This is a genomic window from Amycolatopsis sp. NPDC034160 (assembly GCF_055575355.1).
This window is the reverse complement of the sequence record NZ_JBVISU010000015.1, coordinates 130,830-151,288: the sequence shown is the minus strand read 5'-3', so window position 1 is coordinate 151,288 and position 20,459 is coordinate 130,830. Positions and strand designations below refer to the sequence as shown.

Sequence of the window (20,459 nt, the reverse complement as noted above, 5' to 3'; positions counted from 1 at the left end):
TCAGCTCAGCCCGGCTTTCCCCAGGTACGGGTATTTGGCCTGATCGCGCACGGTGATCCCGGCGACGGATTTACGCGCGAGGCTCAGCACGTCCGCCTGTCCCCAGACGACCGTGTTGCCGCGGTCGTACATCACGTCCTGGACCTCGGCCCATGCCTTGGCGCGCGTGCCCTCGTCCGTACTGGCGATCGCGGTGCCGAACGCCGCCTTGAACCGCTCGTCCTGGAACGCCAGGCCCGGGAATCCGGCGAGCCTGCCGTACATCACCGCGAGCGGGACGGCGCCGCTGGAGAACGAGACGCCGTGCGCGGCGGCCACCGCCTCGGGCCGGAAGAACTCGGCCGGGCCGACGATCTGCGGCTTCACCACGAGGCCGATCGCTTTCAGTTGCTCGGCGAGCAACTGGGTGGAGGCGTTGTAACCGATCTCGTACTCCGCCGTCCGGATGGTCACTTCCGCGCCCTCGGCCCCGGCCTCGCGCACCAGCGCGCGTGCCTTGTCGAGGTCACGCGCGAGCGGTTCCTTGGCGGCGAAGTACTTCGAGCCCGCGCAGAGCAGGTCGTTGCCCACCGCCCCGTAGCCGAGCAGGACGGTGTCGACCAGCGCCTTCCGGTCGATCCCCAGCCGGACCGCCTTGCGGACGCGGGGATCGTCGAACGGTTTGAGCGTGGGATTGAGCACGAACCCGAACGCGGTGCGGTGGTCCTCCCCGGCCGTCCGGATTTCGAGGTCGGCGCTCGCGACACCGGTTTTGGCCGTGGTGAACGGGATGTCCCCGGCGAAGTCGGCCTGGCCGGTGACGACGGTGTTCACCTTGGCCTGCGGGTCGGTGAGGCTGAGCAGCACCAGTTCGTCCGCCGGTGCGGCACCGCCCCAGTAGCCGTCGAACCTGGTGAGACGGGCTTCCCGGCCTGCCTCGAACGCCGTCACGCGATAGGCGCCGGTGCCGACGGCGGTGGCCGCGGTGAACGACGTCGCGCCGTCCTTGACGATCTTCGCCGGGAAGGCGGCCAGGAACAGGGCCGGGTCGCCGAGTGCCTGTTTGGTGGGCACTTCCACGGTCAGCGGATCCCGCACCCGTACCGCCGCCGAGTCCACAAAGGACCCCAATTGACTCGGGTAGGCCCGTTCCGGCGCGGACATGTACCGGAAGCTGTAGGCGACGTCCTGCGCGGTGAACGTCGTCCCGTCGTGCCAGCGGACTCCCGCCCGCAACCGCAGCACGAACGAACGGCCGTCCGGCGCGGGCTCGGCCGCCAACGCGAGCCCCGGCACGACCTCGGCTTTGTCCAAAGTGAACAGTGAGTCGAAGAGGACGTCGTGGCGGACGAAGTCGATCGGCGATCCGCCGGTGTAGGGGTCAAGGCTCTCGCCCGCGCCACCACCGGTGAACACGGCCTTCAGCACTCCGCCACGCCTGGCGGCCGAGGTGCCGGCTCCGGCGACCGGGGCGCTCACCGGACCGGAGGCGCCGCAAGCGGCCAGCAGGAATCCGGCTCCGGCGACCCCGGCCGTCCGGAACAGGTCGCGGCGGGTGAAGGACATGGTCGTACTCCTGTGTTTCTCGGGTGGATCAGTGGATTTCGGCGCCGTGCAGCAAAGCGGTATCGAGCGGACCGGACAGGCCTTCGAGTTCGACCGCCCGGACCCGCGTGGTGGCGGCCTCGGTGACGGCGAACGCCGGGTCGCCGCCGGTGATCCGGTCGAAGGCGGGCCGGTCGGCCGCGGCGACGTCGATCACGACCGTGCGCAGGCTCTTCGCGCCGTTCGGATGCTCGACCTTCGGCGGATACTGCGGCGGGTCGTACGGACTCACCAGGAACGGCAGCCGAGGTCCGCGGGGGTAGGCGAACTGGAACCGGGTCTGTTCACCGTCCGGTTTGGTGCGGGTCCAGCGCACCGCCCGGCCCGTCTGGATCCCTCCCGCCCGCAACGACTTCAGCGGACCGGCGAGGTCCGGCTCGTCGATCAGCACGGCGACGTCGCAGAATCCTTCGTTCGCCAGTGCCCATCGGGTCATCCGCACCCCGGAGCCGCGGCCGAAGGCGAACTCGATCGGCCACTTCAGCCGGTGCGCGCCCGGTGGTGTGGTCAACAGTTCGATGATCGGCCCGTCTTCGAACCAGATGTGCGCGTGTTTGGCCTTCTCCTCCGCGCTGGCGTAGTCGACGACGAACCCCAGCTCACGGAAATCGCGCACGGCCTGATGCAGGTCGTCGACCTTCAGCAGCACATGACTGCAGCGGGCCATCGTCACTCCTTTGTGGACAGGACGGACAGTGGGATCTCGGCGGGGACACCGGGATCGATCAACTCGGGCAACCCGATCGCCGCGGTGAGGTCGCGCCAGGCGGTCGACACGCCGAGCGCCCATTGCCCGGCCGCGGCGCGACGCGATGGTTCGTCGATGTCCCGGCACAGCTCCCGCAGGCTCTCGGCGACCGCGTCCGGCCAGAGATCGGCGAAGACGTCGTGGTAGGTGCCGGGTTCCTCGTCGCCGAGCGCCACGGTGGTCGTGACGCCGAGGCGTTCGGTCCCGGGACCGGCCATCACCAGCCGTCCGGTCTCGTCGCGTCCGGCGTGCAGCCTCGGATTCCACAGGGCGGGCCCGTGGGTGTCGGCGAGGGTGAGCACGCCACCCTCGGCACCGAGCGAGATCCGGTGCAGCAGGAAGGAGTGGTTGTCCGCGTCGTCCGGATCGACCTGGTTCTGCACGCGCAAGGTCACCGGGATCCCGCCGATGACGGCGTGCAGCGCCTGGAACGGTTGCGGTGCGGCGAGCTCGGCGAACGGGAACGGCTGGACCGCGCCGAAGGCCCATGGCCGCAGCCCGCCCGCGATGCGGCCGAGCACGTCGAGCAGCGGGTACGCGACCTGGCTGTTGCAAGCGGCGTCGATGAAGGCGATCTTCTGCCGTTCGCGCAGCGCCCGCGCCGCGGCCAGGAATCGCCGCACCGGCCGCAACCGTGGATACAATGTGTTGACCGAGTACGCGACGCCACCGGCACGGGCGGCGCGCAGACAGTCGGCGATCTCCTCGGCGTGCACCGGATGTTCCTGCAGCACCGGGATTCCCCGGCGCAGGAAGGTTCGCGCCAGTTCGGACCCGTCACCGCCCAGTGCTCCCGAGCGGACGACGACGCAGACGATGTCGACGTCCGGGACCTCGTCCGGCGAGGTGTACAGCGGAACCCCGTACCGGCGCGCGCATTCGGCGGAGTAGGCGCTCCCGCTCGCCAGAATGCCCGCCAGTTCGAAGGATTCCGGATCCGACCGGACGGCGTCGAGGTAGATCCTGCCGAACGCGGTCCCCGCCACCACGACCTTGCGCCGGGTCACGAGAGGGTCGCCGGAGCGAGCGCGGGCACCAGGAACCGCGAGACGCTGCGCAGTTTCTCGCGGGTCTCTTCGAGTTCTCTGTCCGGAGTGGACTGTGCGACGATGCCCGCGCCCGCCCGCAACCAGGTGCGACCTTCGTACCGGTAGACGCTGCGCAGCACCAAAGCCGCGTCGAGCGAACCGTCGGCGTCGGCGGTCAGGACGGCGCCGCTGTAGAGCCCGCGCGGTCCGGCTTCCAGCCGGCCGATGGCTTCGCACGCCGCCGCCTTCGGGATCCCGGATGCGGTGACGGCCGGGAACAACGCGGTGAGCGCGTCCCAAGCCGTCTTGCCGGAAACCAAGTCGCCTGCCACGTCCGAACCGAGGTGCTGGACACTGCCGCGTTCGCGGACCGACATGAATTCGCTGACCCGCACCGAATCCGGGACACACACCTGGTCGAGTTCGGTCACGGCCAGCCGTACCGAGATCGCGTGTTCGAAGACTTCCTTGGCGTCGCGGTAAAGCTCCTCGCGGCGGGTGACGTCGAGCCCGTCGCCGTCGAGTGCCCTGGTGCCCGCCAACGGCTGGGTCCTCGCCCGGCCGTCCGCGGTCACCCGCGCGACGATCTCGGGACTGAACCCCGCCACCTCCCAGCCGCCGAGCCGCAGCAGGAAGGAGCGCGCGGGATCGTTGCCGCGCCGTCCCGCGAGATAGGTGGCCGCGAGGTCGAGTTCACCGTCGATCGGGACCACCCGGGACAGGATCACCTTGTCGAGTTTCCCGGCGCGGATGTCACCGACCGCGGCGGCGACCATGGCGCGGTACGCGGCCGCGTCATGGTCGAGGTCGACCGCGACCCGATCGCCGTCCGCCGGTGCGGGAGCGGTGGCGACGGCCAGTCGCTCAGCGAGCTCGTCCACTTCGGACTCGGTGGTCGCGCGGAGCAACGCGCTCTCGCCGTCGAACCGGATCTCCTTGCGCGGGATCATCAGACAGGCCAGCGGCCCCGCGGCCGAAGCGGTGTCGTGCAGGGCGTGCGCCAGTTCGAAACCCGCCCAGCCGTACGCCCGCCAGTCCGCGATCCCGGCCGTGGCGAGCGCCTCGCCCACGACGTCGAGCGGCTTCCCGGCGAGCTCGGTTTCGCGGTCACCGGCGATCAGCCGGGCTCCGCCGGCGTGGAGTTCGACCCTCGCCCACGCGTCCTCGGCCCAGAAAACCGTCCCTCGGCTCTCGTAGCCGACCTGGTCGCCGGACCGGTCACGGGCCAGCGCGGCGAGCGTGGTGACGGCGTCGGCGGCGAGCGGGATCCGCCGCTCGGCATAGTGGTATCGCGACAACACGGAAACTCCTTGTCAGAAAACGAGGTCAGGCGGCCGCGGGGGTGGTGCAGGCCTCGACCAGAAGAGCGAGCACGGCCTTCTCCTGCGGTATCAGGTAGAAGTGGCCGCCAGGCAGGACATGCGCGGAGAACCCGGCGACGGCGTGCTCGGCCCAGCGTCCGGCGCGGCGGACGTCGACGTCGGTGTCCTCGTCGCCGACGAGCACGGTCAGCGGACAGGACGGCTCGCGTCCGGGGAGCCGCCGGTAGTTCTCGGCGAGCCGGAAATCGGCGCGGATGGCGGGCAGGAACACCGAACGGGCGTCCTCGCTCGCCAGCAGTCCGGGTTCCGTTCCGCCGAGCCGGACCAGTTCGCCGACCAGCTCGTCGTCGGGCAAAAGATGTTTCGTGCCGCCGGGTTCGTCCCCGGGTGCGCGGCGTCCGGAGACGACCAGCCGCGCGGGCGGCACGTCACGACGGGTGAGTTCCCTGGCCACCTCGTAGGCGACGAGCGCGCCGAGACTGTGTCCGAAAAGGACGGTCGGCCGATCGGCCAGTGGTTCGAGCGCGCCGGCGATCTCGGTGACCATCGCCGACATCGACGTCAGCGGCGGATCGGCGAACCTGTCCGCGCGGCCCGGATACCGCACCGCGGCGACGTCGATCTCCGCCGGAAGCTTCGTGCTCCACGGCGCGAAGAACGCGGCGGCGCCGCCGGCGTGCGGGAAGCACACCAAGCGGGCGCGGGCCCGCGGCCGCGGTCTCCACCGATGCAGCCAGACGTCACCCGTTCTGCCATCCACTCCCCCAGACATCGCGTTCCTCCCATACCCGCAGTGACCGCTTCCCCTCAAACCCATCCCACGTTAGAGTAACGATAACGGTTTTCATAGTCGGATGAGTGAAGCATGTCAGTGATCTGCGCCGCGATTAGTTAAGGTAGCCTTACCTAACTCGAAGGGGAGCCCGTGCGCAAGACCATGGCGCCACTACTGCTTGCGGTACTGGTCGTTTTCTCGGCACAGCAACTGATCACCCCGATCCTGGCGCCGCTCTCGCGGCGGCTGGATCTCACGGAAAGCCAGTTGGGGCTGGTCATCACCACGGCGGCGATCGCGCTGACCGTCGCCAGCACGCTCTGGGGGCGGGCGCTGGACCGCGTCGGCGTCCGGAAGGTACTGCTCGCCGGGCTGGTGCTGGCCACCCTCGGGCTGACCGGGTTCGCCGTGGCTTCGGCGCTCGGCCTCGCGGAGGTCCTGTCGTCGTCCTCGGTACTCGCCGTGATGCTCGCGACCCGGAGCCTGTTGTTCGGGGCGGGGATCGCGGCACTACCGGTCGCGGCACTCGCCGCGGCCAGCGCGGCGACGTCCAACGAGGCGGATCGGACCAAGGCAGTCGGCCTCGTCGGCGCGGTACAAGGGATCTCGCTCGTCCTCGGACCGGCCTTGGGTGGCGCGCTCGCCGTCGTTTCGCTGACCCTGCCGCTTTATCTGGCCCCCGCGTTGACCGCGTTGCTCGCGATCTGGGTGTTCGCGACGGCCAGCCGCACGCCGCACGTCCGCCCCGACGGGCCACGCGCGGCCGGGGTGAAACCGTGGGAAGCCCGGCTCTGGCCGTTCTTCGCGATCGGTTTCCTGCTCTACCTGTCACTCGGTCTGGTCCAGGTGATCACCGGCTTCCTCATCGCGGACCGGCTGCACCTCGCGGCGGAGGAGACGGCGGGCTCGGTCGGTGTCGCGCTGTTCGCGGCGGGTCTGGTCCTCGTGGCCGTGCAAGGGGCCGTGGTCCCGAAGCTCGCCTGGCCCGCCGTCCGGCTGATGCGGGTCGGCGCGCCGATCGCCGTCGCCGGGTTCGTCCTGCTCGCGATCGCTGGCCAACTGTGGTCCATCACCGCCGCGTTCGCGGTCCTCGCGCTCGGCCTCGGCCTGGCACTGCCCGGTTTCGCCGCCGCGCCGACGCTGATGGTCGGGCCGGAACAGCAGGGTTCGGTCGCCGGCCTGGTCAACGCCACGACCGGGGCGACGTTCATCGTGGGCCCGCTGCTGGGCACCGCGCTCTACGAGGCCGACCCGGCGGTGCCGATCTTCGCCGCCGCCGGTGCCGCGGCGGGCGCGTTGCTGCTGGCGGTGTTCTCACCGGCGGCGCGACGGTTGGGGACGCGGGCGACCGAAGTGACGGAAGCGGCCCCGGCAGGCTGACCGCGGCTGAGGAAGAATTCTCGGCGAACGATGTCCGGTCCTGTCCGGCGGCTCCGACGTCTCCGGCAGAAGGCACCGAGGCGGTGTCCGCCGAGAGGAGCAAGCCATGAAGTACATGATCATGATGATGGGGTCGCAGAAGGACCTGACCAGCATCAGCGGCAGTTGGAGCGCCGACGACATCACGGCCCTGCACGAGTTCATGGCCAAGTGGAACAACGACCTGGTCGAGTCCGGCGAGTTCGTCGACGCGCAAGGCCTCTCCCAGCCGGCGCACGCTCGCCGGATCTCCCTGCGCGACGGCGCGCCCGTGGTGACCGACGGACCGTATGCCGAGACGCAGGAGGTCCTGGTCGGCTACACGACCGTCGACTGCGCGAGCTACGACCGCGCGACCGAGATCGCGGCCAAGCTGGCGGCCACCCCGTATCCGGAAGGCACCGACCTCGGTCGCGAGTGGTACGTCGACATCCGGCCGTGCGCCGACAGCTTCGAAGAACTGGAGCTCTAGTGCCGGACAGTGGCATCGAGGGCCTGCTGCGCGAACTGTCGCCGCAGGTCCTCGGTGCCCTCGTCCGCCGCTACGGGCACTTCGACCTGGCAGAGGACGCGACGCAGGAAGCGCTGCTCGCGGCCGCGACCCAATGGCCGGGCGAAGGGCTGCCGGACAATCCGCGCGCGTGGCTCATCACCGTCGCCTCGCGACGGCTGACGGATCTGCTCCGCGCCGAGCAGGCGCGGCGCCGTCGCGAGGACACCCTCGTCCAGTGGACACTGCCCGGGGAACACCTCGCCCCCGCGGCGGACCGGCGAGCGGCCGACAGCGACGACACGCTCATCCTGCTTTTCCTGTGCTGTCACCCGTCCCTGTCCGCGGCGTCGCAGATCGCGCTGACGCTACGGGCGGTCGGCGGTCTCACCACCGCGGAGATCGCGCGGGCGTTCCTGGTCCCCGAGTCGACGATGACCCGGCGGATCAGCCGTGCGAAGACCGGCATCAAGACCAGCGGTGTCCCGTTCGGCATGCCGCCGGAGGCCGACCGCGCGGCGCGGCTCGACGCGGTGCTCCACGTGCTGTACCTGATCTTCAACGAGGGCTATGCCAGCACGTCGGGCCCGGACCTGGTGCGGAGCGAGCTTTCCGCCGAAGCCATCAGGCTGGCCAGGATCGTCCACCGGCTCTTGCCGGATGACAGCGAAGGCACCGGACTGCTCGCGCTGATGCTGCTCACCGATGCCCGCCGTCCGGCGAGGACGGCCCCGGACGGCACGCCGATCCCGATGTCCGAACAGGACCGGAGCCGCTGGAACAGCGAGTACATCGCCGAAGGTGTCGCACTGTTGTCCGAAGCGCTGCCGCACGGGCCGACCGGGCAGTTCCAGATCCAGGCGGCGATCGCCGCGCTGCACGACGAGGCACCGCGCGCCGAGGAGACCGATTGGCCGCAGATCGAGGCGCTGTACGAACTTCTGCTGCGACTCTCCGACAATCCCGTGGTGTCGTTGAATCACGCCGTCGCCGTCGGGATGGCCCGAGGTGCGCGAGAAGGGCTGGCCGCGCTGGAAAAGCTCGGCGACCGGATCTCCGGTGACCATCGGTTCCACGCCGCGAGGGCGCATCTGCTGGAAATGGCGGGCGAGGGTGCCGAGGCCGTCGAGTCCTATATGGAGGCCGCGCGAAGGGCGACCAGCCTGCCGCACCAGCGGTACCTTCACGGCCGCGCCGCCCGACTACGCGAGTCGTGAGGTGATTTGGGTCGTTCTGACGACCCAGATCACCTCACGACCGGTCTAGCAGCTGAGCAGGAGCCCGGTGACCGCGGTGCAGGTCGACGACGCGGTGTTGTTGGCCGCGTTCGGGTCGGACACGGAATTCTGCACGATCTTCGCGGTCGTCTTGACCGGTCCGAGGGTCAGCAGTCCGGCGGCCACCGAGAACTTGGCCGTGGCGTTGGCACCGACCGCGAGCGACGAGAAGTCACAGTTGACGACCTTCGTGCCACTCGGGTTCGAGCAGGTGGACGAGCCGGTGAAGCGCAGCCCGTTGCCGAGGGTCGAAGCCACCCGGATCCCGGACGCCGCCGCCGGGCCCGCGTTCGTGACCTTGACCGTGTATTCGACCGACGACGTCAGTATTCCGCGCGGGGACGCGGTCAGCGCGACCCCGAGGTCCGCGGTGCTCGGGACGTCGGTGATGGTCAGCACGGGACCGTCGAGGATCTCGAAACTGTAGTTGTCGCCGACGAACTGGTGCTGCAGGGTGACGCTGCCCAGCGGCGCGTCGTCCTTGACCCGGAAGGTGAACAGCACGGTCTTGCTCTGACCGGGCGTCACGGTTCCGACGCCGCCGCGGATACTGCCGCCGAGCATGTCGCAGGCGAATGCGCCGGGACAGGACACCAGGTCGACGATTCCCGGCAACGAGGATTCCTTGCCGTAGAGCGTCGCCTTGCCACCTTCGATGGTCGACGTCGCATCGGCGTTGTGAACGGTCTGCGAAACGGTGAACGTCTGTCCACGTTGGACAGTTGTCGGGGAGACCTCCACCGTGCTGGTCGGCGGGGCCGCGAGGGCGGAGGACGGCGCAACGAGCATGATGGTGGCCACAGCGGCCACCAGAGACAGAAGTGAGGCTCTTCGAAGCTTCATCGGTTCTCACTGTTCCGGTCGGGGGCGTCGCGCCGATCGGTGCGGACAACGATCAGTCGCCGAGGAACGGACATTCGTTACCGCTGTCTCCCGCCAAGCGACCCGAAGGCCTCACCCGCTCGGAGTAACGCGGTCGCGTTTCCTACCACACGAAACCCGCTCAGCCAGGCCGAACCTCGCGAACATGGCCGATCCGCGAAGCCTGAGATCTCGGGAATCCGCCCCGCCGAGATGGTGATCAGGGCGCTCTTGCGGGCCGATCCAGCTCGGTCATGGCGACATCGTGCCGGCTCCACGCAATGCGGGAAGCAGATTCGCCTCCTCGTAAGCGAAATGCTCCTCCAGTCCCTTCGCGACCCGTTCGAACTCCTCACGCAGGGCGGCGCTTTCGAGCTCTCCCTTGCCCTGCAACAATTCATCGAGGTCGAGCAGGGCGCGGGAGACGGCTTTGTGCTCCTCGCGCAGCCGGTTCAGCGCCGGCGCGAGTCCGGGATGGGCCTTCTCGATCGCGGTGAACGCACCGTCCTCGCGGATGTGGTGCATCCGCAGGCCGTTGCAGAAGGTCACGCAATGACCGAGCAGTTCGCGCCGCAGCGCCTGCCGTTCGGCGACCGGCCCGCCGTCGAGTTCGGCTCGCGCGTCCGCGAGCGCCTTGCGCAGTTCGCCGTGGTGGACGAGCAGCTGATCGGCGATCGCCCGCCCACGGTCGGCGTCGATCTCCAGCGGATACAGGGCGACACCCCGCTCCTGGCCGTCGACCGGCACGGCACGCGCGGCCTGCGGGACCTCGTCGATTTCGAGCGTCGCTTGTGGACTGACGAGGAGGTCGTCGTACCACCGCGAATCGGCGCCCGACGCGGACACCAGGTACCGGTTCCCATCCCGCCGATAGCTGACGGTGGTCGTACGCGGGCGTCCTGTCCCGGCGTCCGCGGTGATCATCAGCAACGTTTTCACGGCACTCCCCAGGTATCATCGCATCGAAAGCCATTTTGCTTTGCAAGCAAAGTTTCTTTGCTTGCAAAGGTATCCAGGGGGGTGCCCGGTGTCAACCGAGGACATGGAAGTCGACGACGCCGTCCGGGCCTTGCTGCTGCTCATGCCGCGGATGGTCGGGCGCGCGAAGCGGATCAAGATCCCCGACGAGCTCCAGTCGCTGTCACTGGCGCCGCGCCATCTCTCGCTGTTGTCGTACCTGCTCTTCGACGGGCCGATGACGGTGAACGAACTGGCAGAACGGCTCGAAGTCGCCCCGACGACGGTGAGCCTGATGGTCGGCGAACTGACCAAAAAGGACGTTCTCGATCGGCGCGAGGACGAGGCCGACCGGCGTCGGCGGATCGTGGGCATCACCGAGCGGATGCGACCCGCGATCGACGGATGGCTCGCGCGGGGCGCCAAGGCCTGGCAGAAGGCGCTCGCGCCACTGACCCCGGCGCAACGCCGCATGTTCATCGATACGCTGCGGGCTTACGAAGACGGGCTCACCGAGTAGGGGCCCATCTCCGCTCGCGAACCGCTTCAGCCGGTGATTCGCACGGTGACCTGGTTGTCGGCGTAGGTATAGGCCACGTATTCGAATTCGACGCCGGTGCGTTCGACGTATTCCAGCCACGCCTTGTGTTCGTGGCGCTGCCAGCCGGGATAATTGAAGAATTCGTCGAAGTGCACGATGCTGCCCGGTCGCAGTCGCGGACCGGCCAGGTCGAGCACGGTTTTCGCCGAGCTGTACAAATCGCCGTCCACGTGCAGGAAATCGACGACGCCTTCGTGCTTTTCGAGAAAGCCGGGCAACGTGTCGGCGAAGAGGCCGACGACGAGTTCGGCGCCGGGGACGTCCGGCAGGTCGTCGCGCGCGAACGAACCGGCGGGCATCCCGTTGAGCCAGTTCTCCGGCAGCCCCTGGAACGAGTCGAAGCCATAGGTCTCGGCTCCGCCGCGCGCCTTGGCGATCACGCGGAGCGTATTTCCCGTCGCCACACCGAATTCGAGGGCCATTCCCCCAGACGGGGCAAGGGACAGCGCGTACGCGAGAGTCTCTTGTGGACAGGCGAAATGCCGAGCGCCGGTGAGGTGTTCACGGGCGAACCGATTGCTGTCCCGTGCCGCGTCCTGGTCACCGGCGTAGATGATGTCGCGACGGCTCCGGATTTCGAACTCGATGACGCGGTCGTAACAGCGATCCCCTTGCCGGACGATCTCCGCGCGTAATTCCGCGGCGACTCGGTTCAGCTCCTCGGTATAGGGATCATGGAATCGCCGGGCGAGCCGGTGCAGGCCCCGGCCGAGTGTGCCTCGAGCCGATCGACTCAAGGTCTTCATGGCCGAGTGGGATACCAGGTGACGCATTCCGGGACGATACACCAGCACCATTCGAGTGAACGGGTCCAGAACACCGGAGCCGGTTTCGTTGCGGTAACCGAGGGGTCCGCTCCTACCATCGCGTTCGCCGCCGGTGTTCGAGGTCCGGCGCGGAAAAGGAGCACCATGAGCAGGATCGTCATCTTCGGGGCAGGCGGACGTGGAGGACGCCGTGCCGTCACCGAAGCCGTGAACCGCGGGCACCAGGTGACCGCCGCCGTCCGGGATCCCCGCCGCCACGCGGATCTCGCCGGGGACAACGTCACTCTCACGGCCGCCGACGTCACGGTCGCGGACGACGTCGCGAAGGCCGCCGACGGGCACGACGCCGCGATCAGTTCCATCTACCGCGCGGATCTCCCGTCCCAGGAGTACTACCCGGCCGCCGCACACGCGCTGATCGACGGCCTCGGCCGGGCGGGGGTCGCGAGACTGGTCGTCGTCGGCGTCGGATCGGCGCTGGAGATCGCACCGGGTGTCGCGTTCCACGACCAGCCGGGCTGGCCGTCGGCGCACCGCGAGTTCTCCCTCGGGCACACAGCGGAACTGGAGGTCCTCCGTACGTCCGGCGACGGACTGGACTGGGTGGTCATCGCCCCGCCGCCCGCGATGATCGACGAACACGCCGATCGCACGGGCGAATACCGCACCGGAGACCACCGGGTGCTGCCGCGCGCGGAGGACGCGGGGCCGTTCTCCTACGCGGATCTCGCGGTCGCGCTGATCGACGAGATCGAACGGCCGGAACACTCGCGGGCGATGGTCGCCATCGACCACTGACCTGACGCGCGTGAAGGCCTGATCCCGGGCGCCGACCGGGCTTGGGACCACATCCCGACGACCAAGTGTCCGATTGGTACCTCTATGCCCGGTTCTACGGTGGGTCGTGAGTGCTGATGAGGGTTAGAACACTCATTGCCACTCACGACCCCCTCCCGAAACCGCGCGAACCGCCTGAAACGGGCGCCACGGTCGCGATAAGCATCCCTTATGGGCAGTCAAGAGCGGGCCGATCCCGGCATTCGCTGAACCGTCACCTCACGCAGGTCAGGGTCCCGACTTCGCCGCCCTGAGCGCTACCGCTCCGGCGTGTCGCCGCCGTTCTGCTGCTCGGCGAGAAAGCGCTCGAACTGGGTGCCCAGCTCCTCCGCGGTCGGCATGTGCTCGACCGACTCCGCGAGCAGGCTCTCCTTGCCGGACGCCTCCATGAATGTGTCGTACTGCCGCTCCAGCGCGCGCACGACGTCGGCGACCTTCTCCGACTCGGCGACCTGCCGGTCGATCTCGGCGTCCGCCTCGCGCGAGGCCTCCCGCAGATCCCCGTCCGGCAGGTTCAGGCCCGTCGCCCTGGCGACCGCTTCGAGCAGGTGCAGCGCCGCGCTCGGATACGTCGACTCCGCGAGGTAGTGCGGCACGTGCGCGGCGAACCCGGCGGCGTCGTGCCCCCACTCGCCGAAGCGGAACTCCAGCAACCCGGCGACGCTGCCTGGCACCTGCATCCGGTTGGGCAGCGGACGGTGCTCGCCCACCAGTTCGTCGCGGGTCGCGTGCGCGGTCACGCCGAGCGGGCGGGTGTGCGGCGCGCCCATCGGGATGCCGTGGAAACCGGTGGTGAGGCGGACGTCCCAGCGCTCCACCAGCCCGCGCACCGCCGCGCAGAACCGCTCCCAGTCGTGGTCCGGCTCTGGGCCGGTGAGCAGCAGGAACGGCACGCCGTCGGCGTCGTGCAGCAGGTGGACGACCAGTTCGGGGGCGTCGTAGGCCTCCCAGTGGTCGATGGCGTAGGTCATCATCGGGCGCCGCGATCGGTAGTCGATGAGGCGATCGACGTCGAAGCGCGCGATCACGCGGTGCTCGGAGGAGTTCAGGAGGTGCTCGGCGACGAGCTTGCCGGCCGAACCCGCGTCCATGAATCCGTCGAAGTAGTGCAGGAGCACGGCCCCGCCGAGGTCAGGGACGTCCGAGTCCACCTCGTACAGGTCCTCCGGGTCCAGCGCCACCAGATCCTCCAGCTTTCGTGGTTACAACCGTCTATGGGTGGCAACGCCCCGATAGGGGGCATCCATTCCGCCGTTGGTGGCCGAGATCCTATCCGGGCGTGACGGTTGTCGTGGGCAGTCCACACCGGGGTGGTGCAGGGTGGAGGGGTGACAGAGGAGACGGCACCGCCTGAACGGCTCACCCTGCGGCCGCCCGCCAACCGGGTCAGCCGTCGCGCCATCGGGTACTGGACCGTGTGGGCCGCGGTCGGCTGGGCGGTGCTCATCGGCGTCCAGGCGGTGTTCGTGCTCACCGGCGACGACCCGCCGACGTGGCTCACGGTGACCTGGGTGATCTCGTGCGTGCTCGCCCCGCTGCATCTGCTGGTCATGCCGCAGTGGCGGTACCGGATCCACCGCTGGGAGGTCACCGGCGAGGCCGTGTACACCCAGGAAGGCTGGCTCAAACAAAACTGGCGGATCGCGCCGATCTCGCGGATCCAGACCGTCGACATCGAACGCGACCCGGTCGAGCAGCTGTTCCGGCTGGCGAAGATCACCGTGACGACGGCGTCGGCCGCGGGCCCGGTGAAGATCACCGGCCTCGATCACACCGAAGCGCTGGCGCTGGCCGCGGAACTCACGAAAACCACTCAAGCCACCCCTGGCGACGCGACATGACCATCGACGTGGTCCCGGAAGCCGAACTGGCGCAGTGGCATCGCCTCGACCGCCGGATGCTGCTGATCCGGCCGGTGCTCGACGTCGTCAAATCGCTGCCGGTGCTGATCGGGACGGTGCTCCTCGGCCGGGGCAACGGCTGGGAGTGGATCGGGCTGGGCATCACCGCGGTGACCGTGCTGGTCGGGATCTCGCACGTCCTCACGTCGCGGTATCGCGTGGCCGACGGCCAGGTGGAATGGACGACGGGCCTGCTGCTGCGCAAACATCGCGCGATCCCGCTGGATCGCGTGCGCACGGTCGACGTCACTTCGGAACCGAAGCACCGCCTGTTCTCCCTCAGTGCCGTGCGCATCGGCACCGGACGGCATTCGCACGGCCAGGGCGCGGGCGGCGACCAGCTGGTGCTCGACGCCGTCAGCGCGACCGAAGCGCACCGGCTGCGCACGGTCCTCTTGCACCGCAAGGAGGTCGTCTCCGAATCCGAATCCGAATCCGCGCCGCCGCCGGAGCAGGTCGTGGCGGAGGTGGACCGGAAATGGCTTCGGTACGCGCCGTTCACGCTGTCCGGGCTGGCCGTGGTGGGCGCGGTGTTCGCCACGGTCTGGCATTTCGCGCATCAGCTGAACATCGCCCCGGAGAACGTCGGCCCGCTGCGGGACCTCCTGGACGGGCTGGCCGATACCGCGGTCTGGGTGATCGTCGTCGTCGCGGCGGTCGCCCTGCTGGTCGTCGTCTCGCTGCTGTCCGTGGGCGGCTACATCCTCTCGTTCTGGAACTTCAAGCTCACCCGGGAGACGGAGGGCACCCTGCACGTCCGGCGCGGGCTGATCACCACGCGTTCGGTGTCCATCGAAGAGGACCGGCTTCGCGGCGTCGAGGTGAAGGAACCGTTGCCGCTGCGGATCGCGGGCGGGGCGCGGCTCACCGCGATCGCGGGCGGGCTGCGCGAGGGCAAGGGCGGGGACAAGGGCGGCGGTCTCCTGCTGCCGCCCGCGCCGGTCGGACGGGTCCACGAGGTCGCGGCCGAGGTGCTGCGGGAGAACTTCGACCCGGCGACCGTGCCGCTGAACCGGCATCCGCGGCGCGCGCTGACCCGGCGGCTCACCCGGGCCGTCGGCGGCGTGCTGATCCTCGCGGCGGCACTGTTCGGCCTGGCGTTGATCGATTTCCTGCCGGGCTGGCTGTGGCAGGTCGCGCTCGGTCTGGTGCCGTTCGCCGCGCTCGTCGGCTGGGACCGTTATCGCAATCTCGGCCACGCGATCGTCGGGCGATACCTGGTCAGCCGCTCCGGTTCGCTGGCGCGGGCGACGGTGGCGATCCGGCGCGAAGGAGTCACCGGGATCGTCGTCAGCCGCTCGTTCTTCCAACGCCGCGGCGGGTTGATCACCGTGACCGCCCCGATCGCGGCGGGCAGGGGCGGCTATCAGGTGGTCGACGTCGGCGAATCGGCCGGACTGGCGATGGCGGAGCAGGCCGCGCCAGGTCTGCTCACGCCGTTCCTGCGGCGCACGGCCGGCGATAGCCGGTGACGTCCGCCGGTTCGCCGGATCCTGGACCTCGACGAGATAGCGCCGGTAGTCGGGACGGCTGCCGTCCAGGTCGGTGAATCCGTATTCCTTCGCCAATTCGCGGAATGGCTGGTGATGGCGAGCCGCAAGGGCCGCAATCCGATGTCCAAAGTGGACTCCCACACCGTCTTGTCCCATTCGATGGGTGGGCCCTAGATGTCAGTTCGCGGACTTCCGCTGCCGCCAAATGGTCTACCCGACCGCGATCCCACGCCCGTCCGCGAAGCGTTACCGCGACCGGTCACGTAAACGGTCGCACCGGCGACCAAGGCGATCTTGCGTCCCAGGGTTTTTCATGGTGCGAACCCAGCAAGAAGTCCGCTTGTTCATGGACCAAAGACCCTGGTCCGCAATTCACACAATGTGCTACTTTCTTGACTCTTCGTGATTGCCCCGGCGAGAGGTCGAGATGACGACTGCCGCACGATCCCTGGACGCCACCACTTCCCCGAAACGCACCCCCGGCGCCAGCAGTTCACGCAAAGTCCTGCAACTGTTGCTTTCGTTCTCCGAACGCCGCTGTGACGCGAGCGTCGCCGAACTCGCCGCGAGGATCGGCACCCCGGTCGCGACGACGTACCGCTATGTCGCGCTGTTGAAGGAACTCCAGCTTCTGGAGGAGGGCAAAACCGGGCGCTATCACGTGACGAGCCAGGTGATGCCGCTCGCCCGCGCCGCGCAGCTCGCCAACAACCTCGCTCGGCTGGCGCGTCCGGCGATGGAGGAGGCGGCACGCGAACTGGGCGAGACGGTCCTGCTGTTCCAGCATTTCGGCGACTCGGCGGTCTGCGCGGACCGGGTCGAATGCGAACGCGCGATGCGGTTCACCTTCCAGCCCGGCCATTCCGTCCCGCTCGGCGCGGGCGCGTCGGGAAAGATGCTGCTCGCCATGCTGCCGGAAGACGAACGCGAAAGACGGCTTTCGTCGATCGTCCAGCGTCGCGGGCCGAGTGTGCGGGAAGAGGTCAAACGCGCCGGGGTCAACCGGTACGCGGTCAGCTGGGGCGAACTGGACGACGGCGTCTGGTCGTGTTCGGTGCCGATCCCGAGCACCGGGCACCGGCCCGCGGTGCTGAGCCTGGCCGCCCCGGCCACCCGGATCGGCGACGACGCGAAACGCGCCGCCATCGTCGCGCTCCAGTCGTTCGCGGGCAGGATCCACCGGGCCGTTTCGTCGTTTTCCCTCTGACGCGGCGGTAATTCGCGCGCGCCCAGTGTCGGCGGCGGGGTAGAACTCGATCCGTGATCCGACTCGCCGTCGCCGAAGACCTTCCCGTGCTCCAGGAGATCGAACGCGCCGCGGGTGAACCGTTCCGCGCGCTCGGCATGGCCACGATCGCCGACGACGACCCTCCTTCGCTCGCGGATCTCGCGGCCTACCAGCACGACGGCCGCGCCTGGGTCTGCGATGGCGGCGACGGGCCGGTGGCGTATCTCCTCGCCGAGGTCGTGGACGGCTACGGCCATGTCGAGCAGGTGTCCGTCCATCCGGGCCACGCGCGACAGGGCCTCGGACGACGGTTGATCGAGCACGCCGCGGGCTGGGCGGCGCGGGAAGGCCTCGCGGGGCTGACGCTGACGACGTACGCCGAGGTGCCGTGGAACGCGCCGTACTACTCCCGGCTCGGTTTTGTGACACTCGATGAACAGGACCTCACCGAGGGGCTGCGGGCCATCCGCGCCCACGAAATCGCCCGCGGGCTGGACGCTTGGCCGAGGGTGACCATGCGGCGATGACGAATCGGCCACCGGGCGACGGCGAGTGGGCTCGGTGATCAGGCACAACGTGGTGCCGGTCGTGTTCAGCTCGAGGAAGCGCCGCTTCGGCGGCATCGATCGCCGGCATCTGCGCGCCGCTGACCCGTGGCTTCCCCGGGCGGGGGACTCGATTGGCCGCACCTATCGAACGTGTGTTCTACTGTGCGCGCCGGCCCCGGAGGGGGAAGCTCCGTGGGCCGGCACCGGAACGACAGGAGGCACAGATGGCGGTCAAGATCACCCATCTCACCAGTGGTCAGCAGGTCCGCTTCGCCAACGCGGACGGCGCCCGGCGCTACGCCGAGATCATCGGTGGTGGGGTCGACAAGTGGCGGTTCAGCGTGGTCGGCGCGCACGAGTTCCCGGAATTGTCGGGGCGGGTCGTCAATGTGCCGGTATGGCGGATGACTTCCAGGTGATGCCGCTCCGCCGCGTTTCGTCCTCTAAACGCGGTACTTGCACACGCAAGGACCTTGAGCGGGCTTGCGCGGGCGTGCAATGAAGGGGCCTGTCAGAGCAAATTTTGCTATGCCAGGCCCCTACATTGCGTCTCCGGCGGGACTAGACCAGCCGGTCCAAGGCACGAGGCAGAGCCGACGCGAGCAAGTCGAGCTCGGCCTCGCCCGCGATCAACGGCGGTGAGACCGCGATCCCCTTCGCCAGGTTCCGCACGAGGACACCCTCCTCCCGCGCCGCCCGCTGCAGCCGGTTCGGCGCGCCGGCGTCGGAGGCGAGGAAGTCGCTCTTCAGTTCCACCGCGGCGAGGAAGCCCAGCCCGGCCCGCACCTCCGCTACCAGCGGATGCGACGCCAGTCCGGAAAGCGCGTCCGCCAGCGGTTTCTCCAGTTCCCGGCCGCGCGGGATGAGCCCGTCACGCTCGTAGATGTCCAGCGTCGCGTTCCCCGCCGCGCAGGCGACCGGATGTCCCGCGTACGTCGCCCCGTGCCGCAGCACCGGCGCGCCCGGCTTGCCGGTGAAGAACGGCTCCGCCACCCTCGGCGCGACGATCAGCGCGCCCAGCGGGATCGTCCCGCCGGTGATGCCCTTGGCGGTCGTGATCATGTCCGGTTTCACCGCCCACCGGTCGATCCCGAACCAGGTCCCCAGCCGCCCGAAAGCGGCGATCACGCAGTCCGCGACGAACAGCACGCCGTGCTTGCGGCAGATCTCGGCGACCGACTCGATGTACCCCTCCGGCGGCAGCAGGACCCCGCCCGCGCCGATCACCGGTTCGCAGAAGAAGGCCGCGACCCGCTCCGGCCCGACCCGCTGGATCTCCGCTTCGAGTGCTTCGGCGCTGTCGTACGGCACGTGCGAGATGTCGCCCGGCAACGGCCCGAAGCCCGCCGCGTTGGCCGCGATACCGCCCACGGCCGTGCCGAAACCGTGGGTGCCGTGGTACCCCTGCGTCCGCCCGATGACGTGCACCTTCTCCGGCCGCCCGGTGTGCGCGAAATGCGACCGGGCGATCTTCACCGCGGTGTCGATGACGTCACCGCCACCCGAACCGAAGAACACCTTCGAGCCCCGTTCCGGCGCCAGCGCGGAGACCCGCTCGGCGAGTTTCAGCGCGGGTTCGTTGGCGTTGTAGCCGAACAGGTTGTACGAATCGAGCGTCCGCAACTGGTCCGCGACGGCGCGGGCGATCTCTTCGCGCCCGTGCCCGAAGTTCGCGTACCAGAGCGACGCGGTCGCGTCGAAGTACCGCTTCCCCTCGTCATCCCAGACGTAGGAACCCTCACCGCGGGTGATGACCAGCCGGTCGCCGTCGACCGCTCCCATGTCCGCGAAAGGGTGCCACAGCGGATTGTGCGCGGATGCCGACGACACCATGTCTTCCTCCTTGTGTCCGTGCTCCCATCCTCACCCGGATCCGGCCGTGACGCGAACACTCCATCGTGCACAATTCGCGCCGCGAACCTGTCCGGTCTGTCACCGCCGGTCGTAAGCGGCCAGCAGCTGCTTCTCCGCGTCCCGCAGGTACTTCTCCAGCGCCGTCTCGGCCGGCCCGAACCGGCCCCGTTCCAGATCGCGCACGATCCGCTCGTGCCGCTCCAGGAACGGCTCGAAGAACGCCCGTGTGTTCTCCGCCAGCACGAAGAACAGCCGCGTCTCCGCCAGCACCTGACGCATGGTCGTGCTGACCCGTTCACTGCCTGCCAGATCCCCGAGCGCCTGATGGAACGCGATGCTCGCGGTCCCGACGGCCTGCCAGTCGCCTTCGGCCGCCGCGGCACGGCCTTTTCCCACCGCGTCCACGACGTCGGAGAGATCCACAATGGACAGTTCGGCCGCACGGCGCAGCGCGCCGCATTCGGTGACCCGCCGCATGACGTAGAGATCCGAGATGTCCTGCGCGGTCAGCTCCCGCACGAACACACCGCGGTTGAGTTCGTGCACCGCGAGCCGTTCGTGGGCCAGCAGCTGGAACGACTCCCGCAAAGTGTTGCGCGAGACGCCGAGCGCGGCACTGATCGACGGCTCGGAGAGCCTCGACCCCGGCGGGAAGACACCTTCGGTGATGCGCTGGCGCAGGATCTCGGCGACCCGTTCCGCCGTCCCGCTCCGTTCGAGCAGAGGCCGGTCGCGAGCCAGCGCCTCCTCGGCGGCAGGAGTGGGCATG

Annotated in this window: 21 protein-coding genes; 10 read left to right on the top strand and 11 right to left on the bottom strand. The window is 69.1% G+C overall.

The features are described 5' to 3' along the window. From ACZ54P_RS27170 to ACZ54P_RS27150, 5 genes are read right to left on the bottom strand one after another with little or no spacing between them, the layout of a single operon-like run. Nucleotides 1-1,545: an ABC transporter substrate-binding protein gene (locus ACZ54P_RS27170; protein WP_465464390.1), complete on the bottom strand. Its 1,545-nt coding sequence runs from the start codon at nt 1,543-1,545 to the stop codon at nt 1-3. Between the two features lie 28 nt (nt 1,546-1,573). Continuing rightward, complete coding sequence (locus tag ACZ54P_RS27165; protein ID WP_465464389.1) at nt 1,574-2,251, bottom strand: VOC family protein; 678 nt, start codon at nt 2,249-2,251, stop codon at nt 1,574-1,576. Nucleotides 2,252-2,253: 2 nt separating this feature from the next. After that, nucleotides 2,254-3,339 carry a Gfo/Idh/MocA family oxidoreductase gene (locus ACZ54P_RS27160; RefSeq protein WP_465464388.1) on the bottom strand — a complete coding sequence of 362 codons (1,086 nt, stop codon included), beginning with the start codon at nt 3,337-3,339 and terminating at the stop codon, nt 2,254-2,256. Next, nucleotides 3,336-4,661, bottom strand: coding sequence for a salicylate synthase (locus ACZ54P_RS27155; protein WP_465464387.1), 1,326 nt, complete (start codon nt 4,659-4,661; stop codon nt 3,336-3,338). The genes ACZ54P_RS27160 and ACZ54P_RS27155 overlap by 4 nt, the downstream gene beginning before the upstream one ends. Nucleotides 4,662-4,686: 25 nt before the next feature. Beyond that, entirely contained in the window at nt 4,687-5,454 is a 768-nt protein-coding gene (locus ACZ54P_RS27150) for a thioesterase II family protein (RefSeq protein WP_465464386.1), read from the bottom strand. 153 nt (nt 5,455-5,607) lie between these two features. Between ACZ54P_RS27150 and ACZ54P_RS27145 the strand changes: the two genes are divergently transcribed. The 3 genes from ACZ54P_RS27145 (at nt 5,608) to ACZ54P_RS27135 (ending at nt 8,583) form a co-directional block, all read left to right on the top strand. Then, complete coding sequence (locus ACZ54P_RS27145) at nt 5,608-6,837, top strand: MFS transporter (protein ID WP_465464385.1); 1,230 nt, start codon at nt 5,608-5,610, stop codon at nt 6,835-6,837. Between the two features lie 106 nt (nt 6,838-6,943). After that, nucleotides 6,944-7,348, top strand: a complete 405-nt coding sequence (locus tag ACZ54P_RS27140) for a YciI family protein (protein WP_465464384.1) — start codon at nt 6,944-6,946, stop codon at nt 7,346-7,348. Then, nucleotides 7,348-8,583 carry an RNA polymerase sigma factor gene (locus tag ACZ54P_RS27135; protein ID WP_465464383.1) on the top strand — a complete coding sequence of 412 codons (1,236 nt, stop codon included), beginning with the start codon at nt 7,348-7,350 and terminating at the stop codon, nt 8,581-8,583. The genes ACZ54P_RS27140 and ACZ54P_RS27135 overlap by 1 nt, the downstream gene beginning before the upstream one ends. Nucleotides 8,584-8,628: 45 nt before the next feature. Here the strand turns inward: ACZ54P_RS27135 and ACZ54P_RS27130 are convergent, their stop codons facing one another. Together ACZ54P_RS27130 and ACZ54P_RS27125 are read right to left on the bottom strand one after the other, a co-directional pair. Then, entirely contained in the window at nt 8,629-9,444 is an 816-nt protein-coding gene (locus tag ACZ54P_RS27130; RefSeq protein WP_465464382.1) for a CARDB domain-containing protein, read from the bottom strand. Between the two features lie 312 nt (nt 9,445-9,756). After that, entirely contained in the window at nt 9,757-10,443 is a 687-nt protein-coding gene (locus ACZ54P_RS27125) for a nitroreductase/quinone reductase family protein (RefSeq protein ID WP_465464381.1), read from the bottom strand. A 103-nt stretch (nt 10,444-10,546) separates the two neighbouring features. On the opposite strand from ACZ54P_RS27125, the gene ACZ54P_RS27120 reads away from it, so the two are divergent. After that, nucleotides 10,547-10,981 carry a MarR family transcriptional regulator gene (locus ACZ54P_RS27120; RefSeq protein WP_465464454.1) on the top strand — a complete coding sequence of 145 codons (435 nt, stop codon included), beginning with the start codon at nt 10,547-10,549 and terminating at the stop codon, nt 10,979-10,981. Between the two features lie 26 nt (nt 10,982-11,007). On the opposite strand, the gene ACZ54P_RS27115 is transcribed toward ACZ54P_RS27120, so the two are convergent. Then, nucleotides 11,008-11,808: a class I SAM-dependent methyltransferase gene (locus tag ACZ54P_RS27115; protein ID WP_465464380.1), complete on the bottom strand. Its 801-nt coding sequence runs from the start codon at nt 11,806-11,808 to the stop codon at nt 11,008-11,010. A 165-nt stretch (nt 11,809-11,973) separates the two neighbouring features. Here ACZ54P_RS27115 and ACZ54P_RS27110 point away from each other — a divergent pair, with 165 nt between their 5' ends. Continuing rightward, nucleotides 11,974-12,627 (top strand): NAD(P)-dependent oxidoreductase, encoded by a 654-nt coding sequence (locus ACZ54P_RS27110; RefSeq protein ID WP_465464379.1) that lies wholly within the window; start codon nt 11,974-11,976, stop codon nt 12,625-12,627. A gap of 296 nt (nt 12,628-12,923) precedes the next feature. On the opposite strand, the gene ACZ54P_RS27105 is transcribed toward ACZ54P_RS27110, so the two are convergent. After that, nucleotides 12,924-13,847, bottom strand: coding sequence for a proteasome assembly chaperone family protein (locus ACZ54P_RS27105; protein ID WP_465464378.1), 924 nt, complete (start codon nt 13,845-13,847; stop codon nt 12,924-12,926). A 105-nt stretch (nt 13,848-13,952) separates the two neighbouring features. Here ACZ54P_RS27105 and ACZ54P_RS27100 point away from each other — a divergent pair, with 105 nt between their 5' ends. The 5 genes from ACZ54P_RS27100 to ACZ54P_RS27080 all read left to right on the top strand — a co-directional run bounded on the left by ACZ54P_RS27100 (nt 13,953) and on the right by ACZ54P_RS27080 (nt 18,255). After that, entirely contained in the window at nt 13,953-14,507 is a 555-nt protein-coding gene (locus ACZ54P_RS27100; protein WP_465464377.1) for a PH domain-containing protein, read from the top strand. Beyond that, a complete protein-coding gene (locus tag ACZ54P_RS27095) occupies nt 14,504-16,039 on the top strand; it encodes a PH domain-containing protein (RefSeq protein ID WP_465464376.1) in 1,536 nt (511 codons plus the stop codon). Before ACZ54P_RS27100 ends, ACZ54P_RS27095 begins: the two co-directional genes overlap by 4 nt. A gap of 448 nt (nt 16,040-16,487) precedes the next feature. Further along, a complete protein-coding gene (locus ACZ54P_RS27090; protein WP_465464375.1) occupies nt 16,488-17,267 on the top strand; it encodes an IclR family transcriptional regulator in 780 nt (259 codons plus the stop codon). Between the two features lie 53 nt (nt 17,268-17,320). Beyond that, nucleotides 17,321-17,815, top strand: coding sequence for a GNAT family N-acetyltransferase (locus ACZ54P_RS27085; protein ID WP_465464374.1), 495 nt, complete (start codon nt 17,321-17,323; stop codon nt 17,813-17,815). Between the two features lie 245 nt (nt 17,816-18,060). After that, nucleotides 18,061-18,255 (top strand): hypothetical protein, encoded by a 195-nt coding sequence (locus tag ACZ54P_RS27080; RefSeq protein WP_465464373.1) that lies wholly within the window; start codon nt 18,061-18,063, stop codon nt 18,253-18,255. A gap of 142 nt (nt 18,256-18,397) precedes the next feature. Here the strand turns inward: ACZ54P_RS27080 and ACZ54P_RS27075 are convergent, their stop codons facing one another. Beyond that, complete coding sequence (locus tag ACZ54P_RS27075) at nt 18,398-19,669, bottom strand: aminotransferase family protein (protein ID WP_465464372.1); 1,272 nt, start codon at nt 19,667-19,669, stop codon at nt 18,398-18,400. A 99-nt stretch (nt 19,670-19,768) separates the two neighbouring features. Continuing rightward, on the bottom strand, nt 19,769-20,458 hold the full coding sequence (locus ACZ54P_RS27070) for a GntR family transcriptional regulator (protein WP_465464371.1): 690 nt from the start codon (nt 20,456-20,458) through the stop codon (nt 19,769-19,771). Between the last annotated feature and the right edge of the window lies 1 nt (nt 20,459).

Coding starts and splice junctions, on each gene's coding strand:
- ACZ54P_RS27170 (WP_465464390.1), bottom strand. CDS start 1,545: ATGTCCTTCACCCGCCGCGACCTGTTCCGGACGGCCGGGGTCGCCGGA.
- ACZ54P_RS27165 (WP_465464389.1), bottom strand. CDS start 2,251: ATGGCCCGCTGCAGTCATGTGCTGCTGAAGGTCGACGACCTGCATCAG.
- ACZ54P_RS27150 (WP_465464386.1), bottom strand. CDS start 5,454: ATGTCTGGGGGAGTGGATGGCAGAACGGGTGACGTCTGGCTGCATCGG.
- ACZ54P_RS27140 (WP_465464384.1), top strand. CDS start 6,944: ATGAAGTACATGATCATGATGATGGGGTCGCAGAAGGACCTGACCAGC.
- ACZ54P_RS27120 (WP_465464454.1), top strand. CDS start 10,547: ATGGAAGTCGACGACGCCGTCCGGGCCTTGCTGCTGCTCATGCCGCGG.
- ACZ54P_RS27115 (WP_465464380.1), bottom strand. CDS start 11,808: ATGAAGACCTTGAGTCGATCGGCTCGAGGCACACTCGGCCGGGGCCTG.
- ACZ54P_RS27110 (WP_465464379.1), top strand. CDS start 11,974: ATGAGCAGGATCGTCATCTTCGGGGCAGGCGGACGTGGAGGACGCCGT.
- ACZ54P_RS27095 (WP_465464376.1), top strand. CDS start 14,504: ATGACCATCGACGTGGTCCCGGAAGCCGAACTGGCGCAGTGGCATCGC.
- ACZ54P_RS27090 (WP_465464375.1), top strand. CDS start 16,488: ATGACGACTGCCGCACGATCCCTGGACGCCACCACTTCCCCGAAACGC.
- ACZ54P_RS27080 (WP_465464373.1), top strand. CDS start 18,061: ATGGCGGTCAAGATCACCCATCTCACCAGTGGTCAGCAGGTCCGCTTC.
- ACZ54P_RS27075 (WP_465464372.1), bottom strand. CDS start 19,669: ATGGTGTCGTCGGCATCCGCGCACAATCCGCTGTGGCACCCTTTCGCG.
- ACZ54P_RS27070 (WP_465464371.1), bottom strand. CDS start 20,458: ATGCCCACTCCTGCCGCCGAGGAGGCGCTGGCTCGCGACCGGCCTCTG.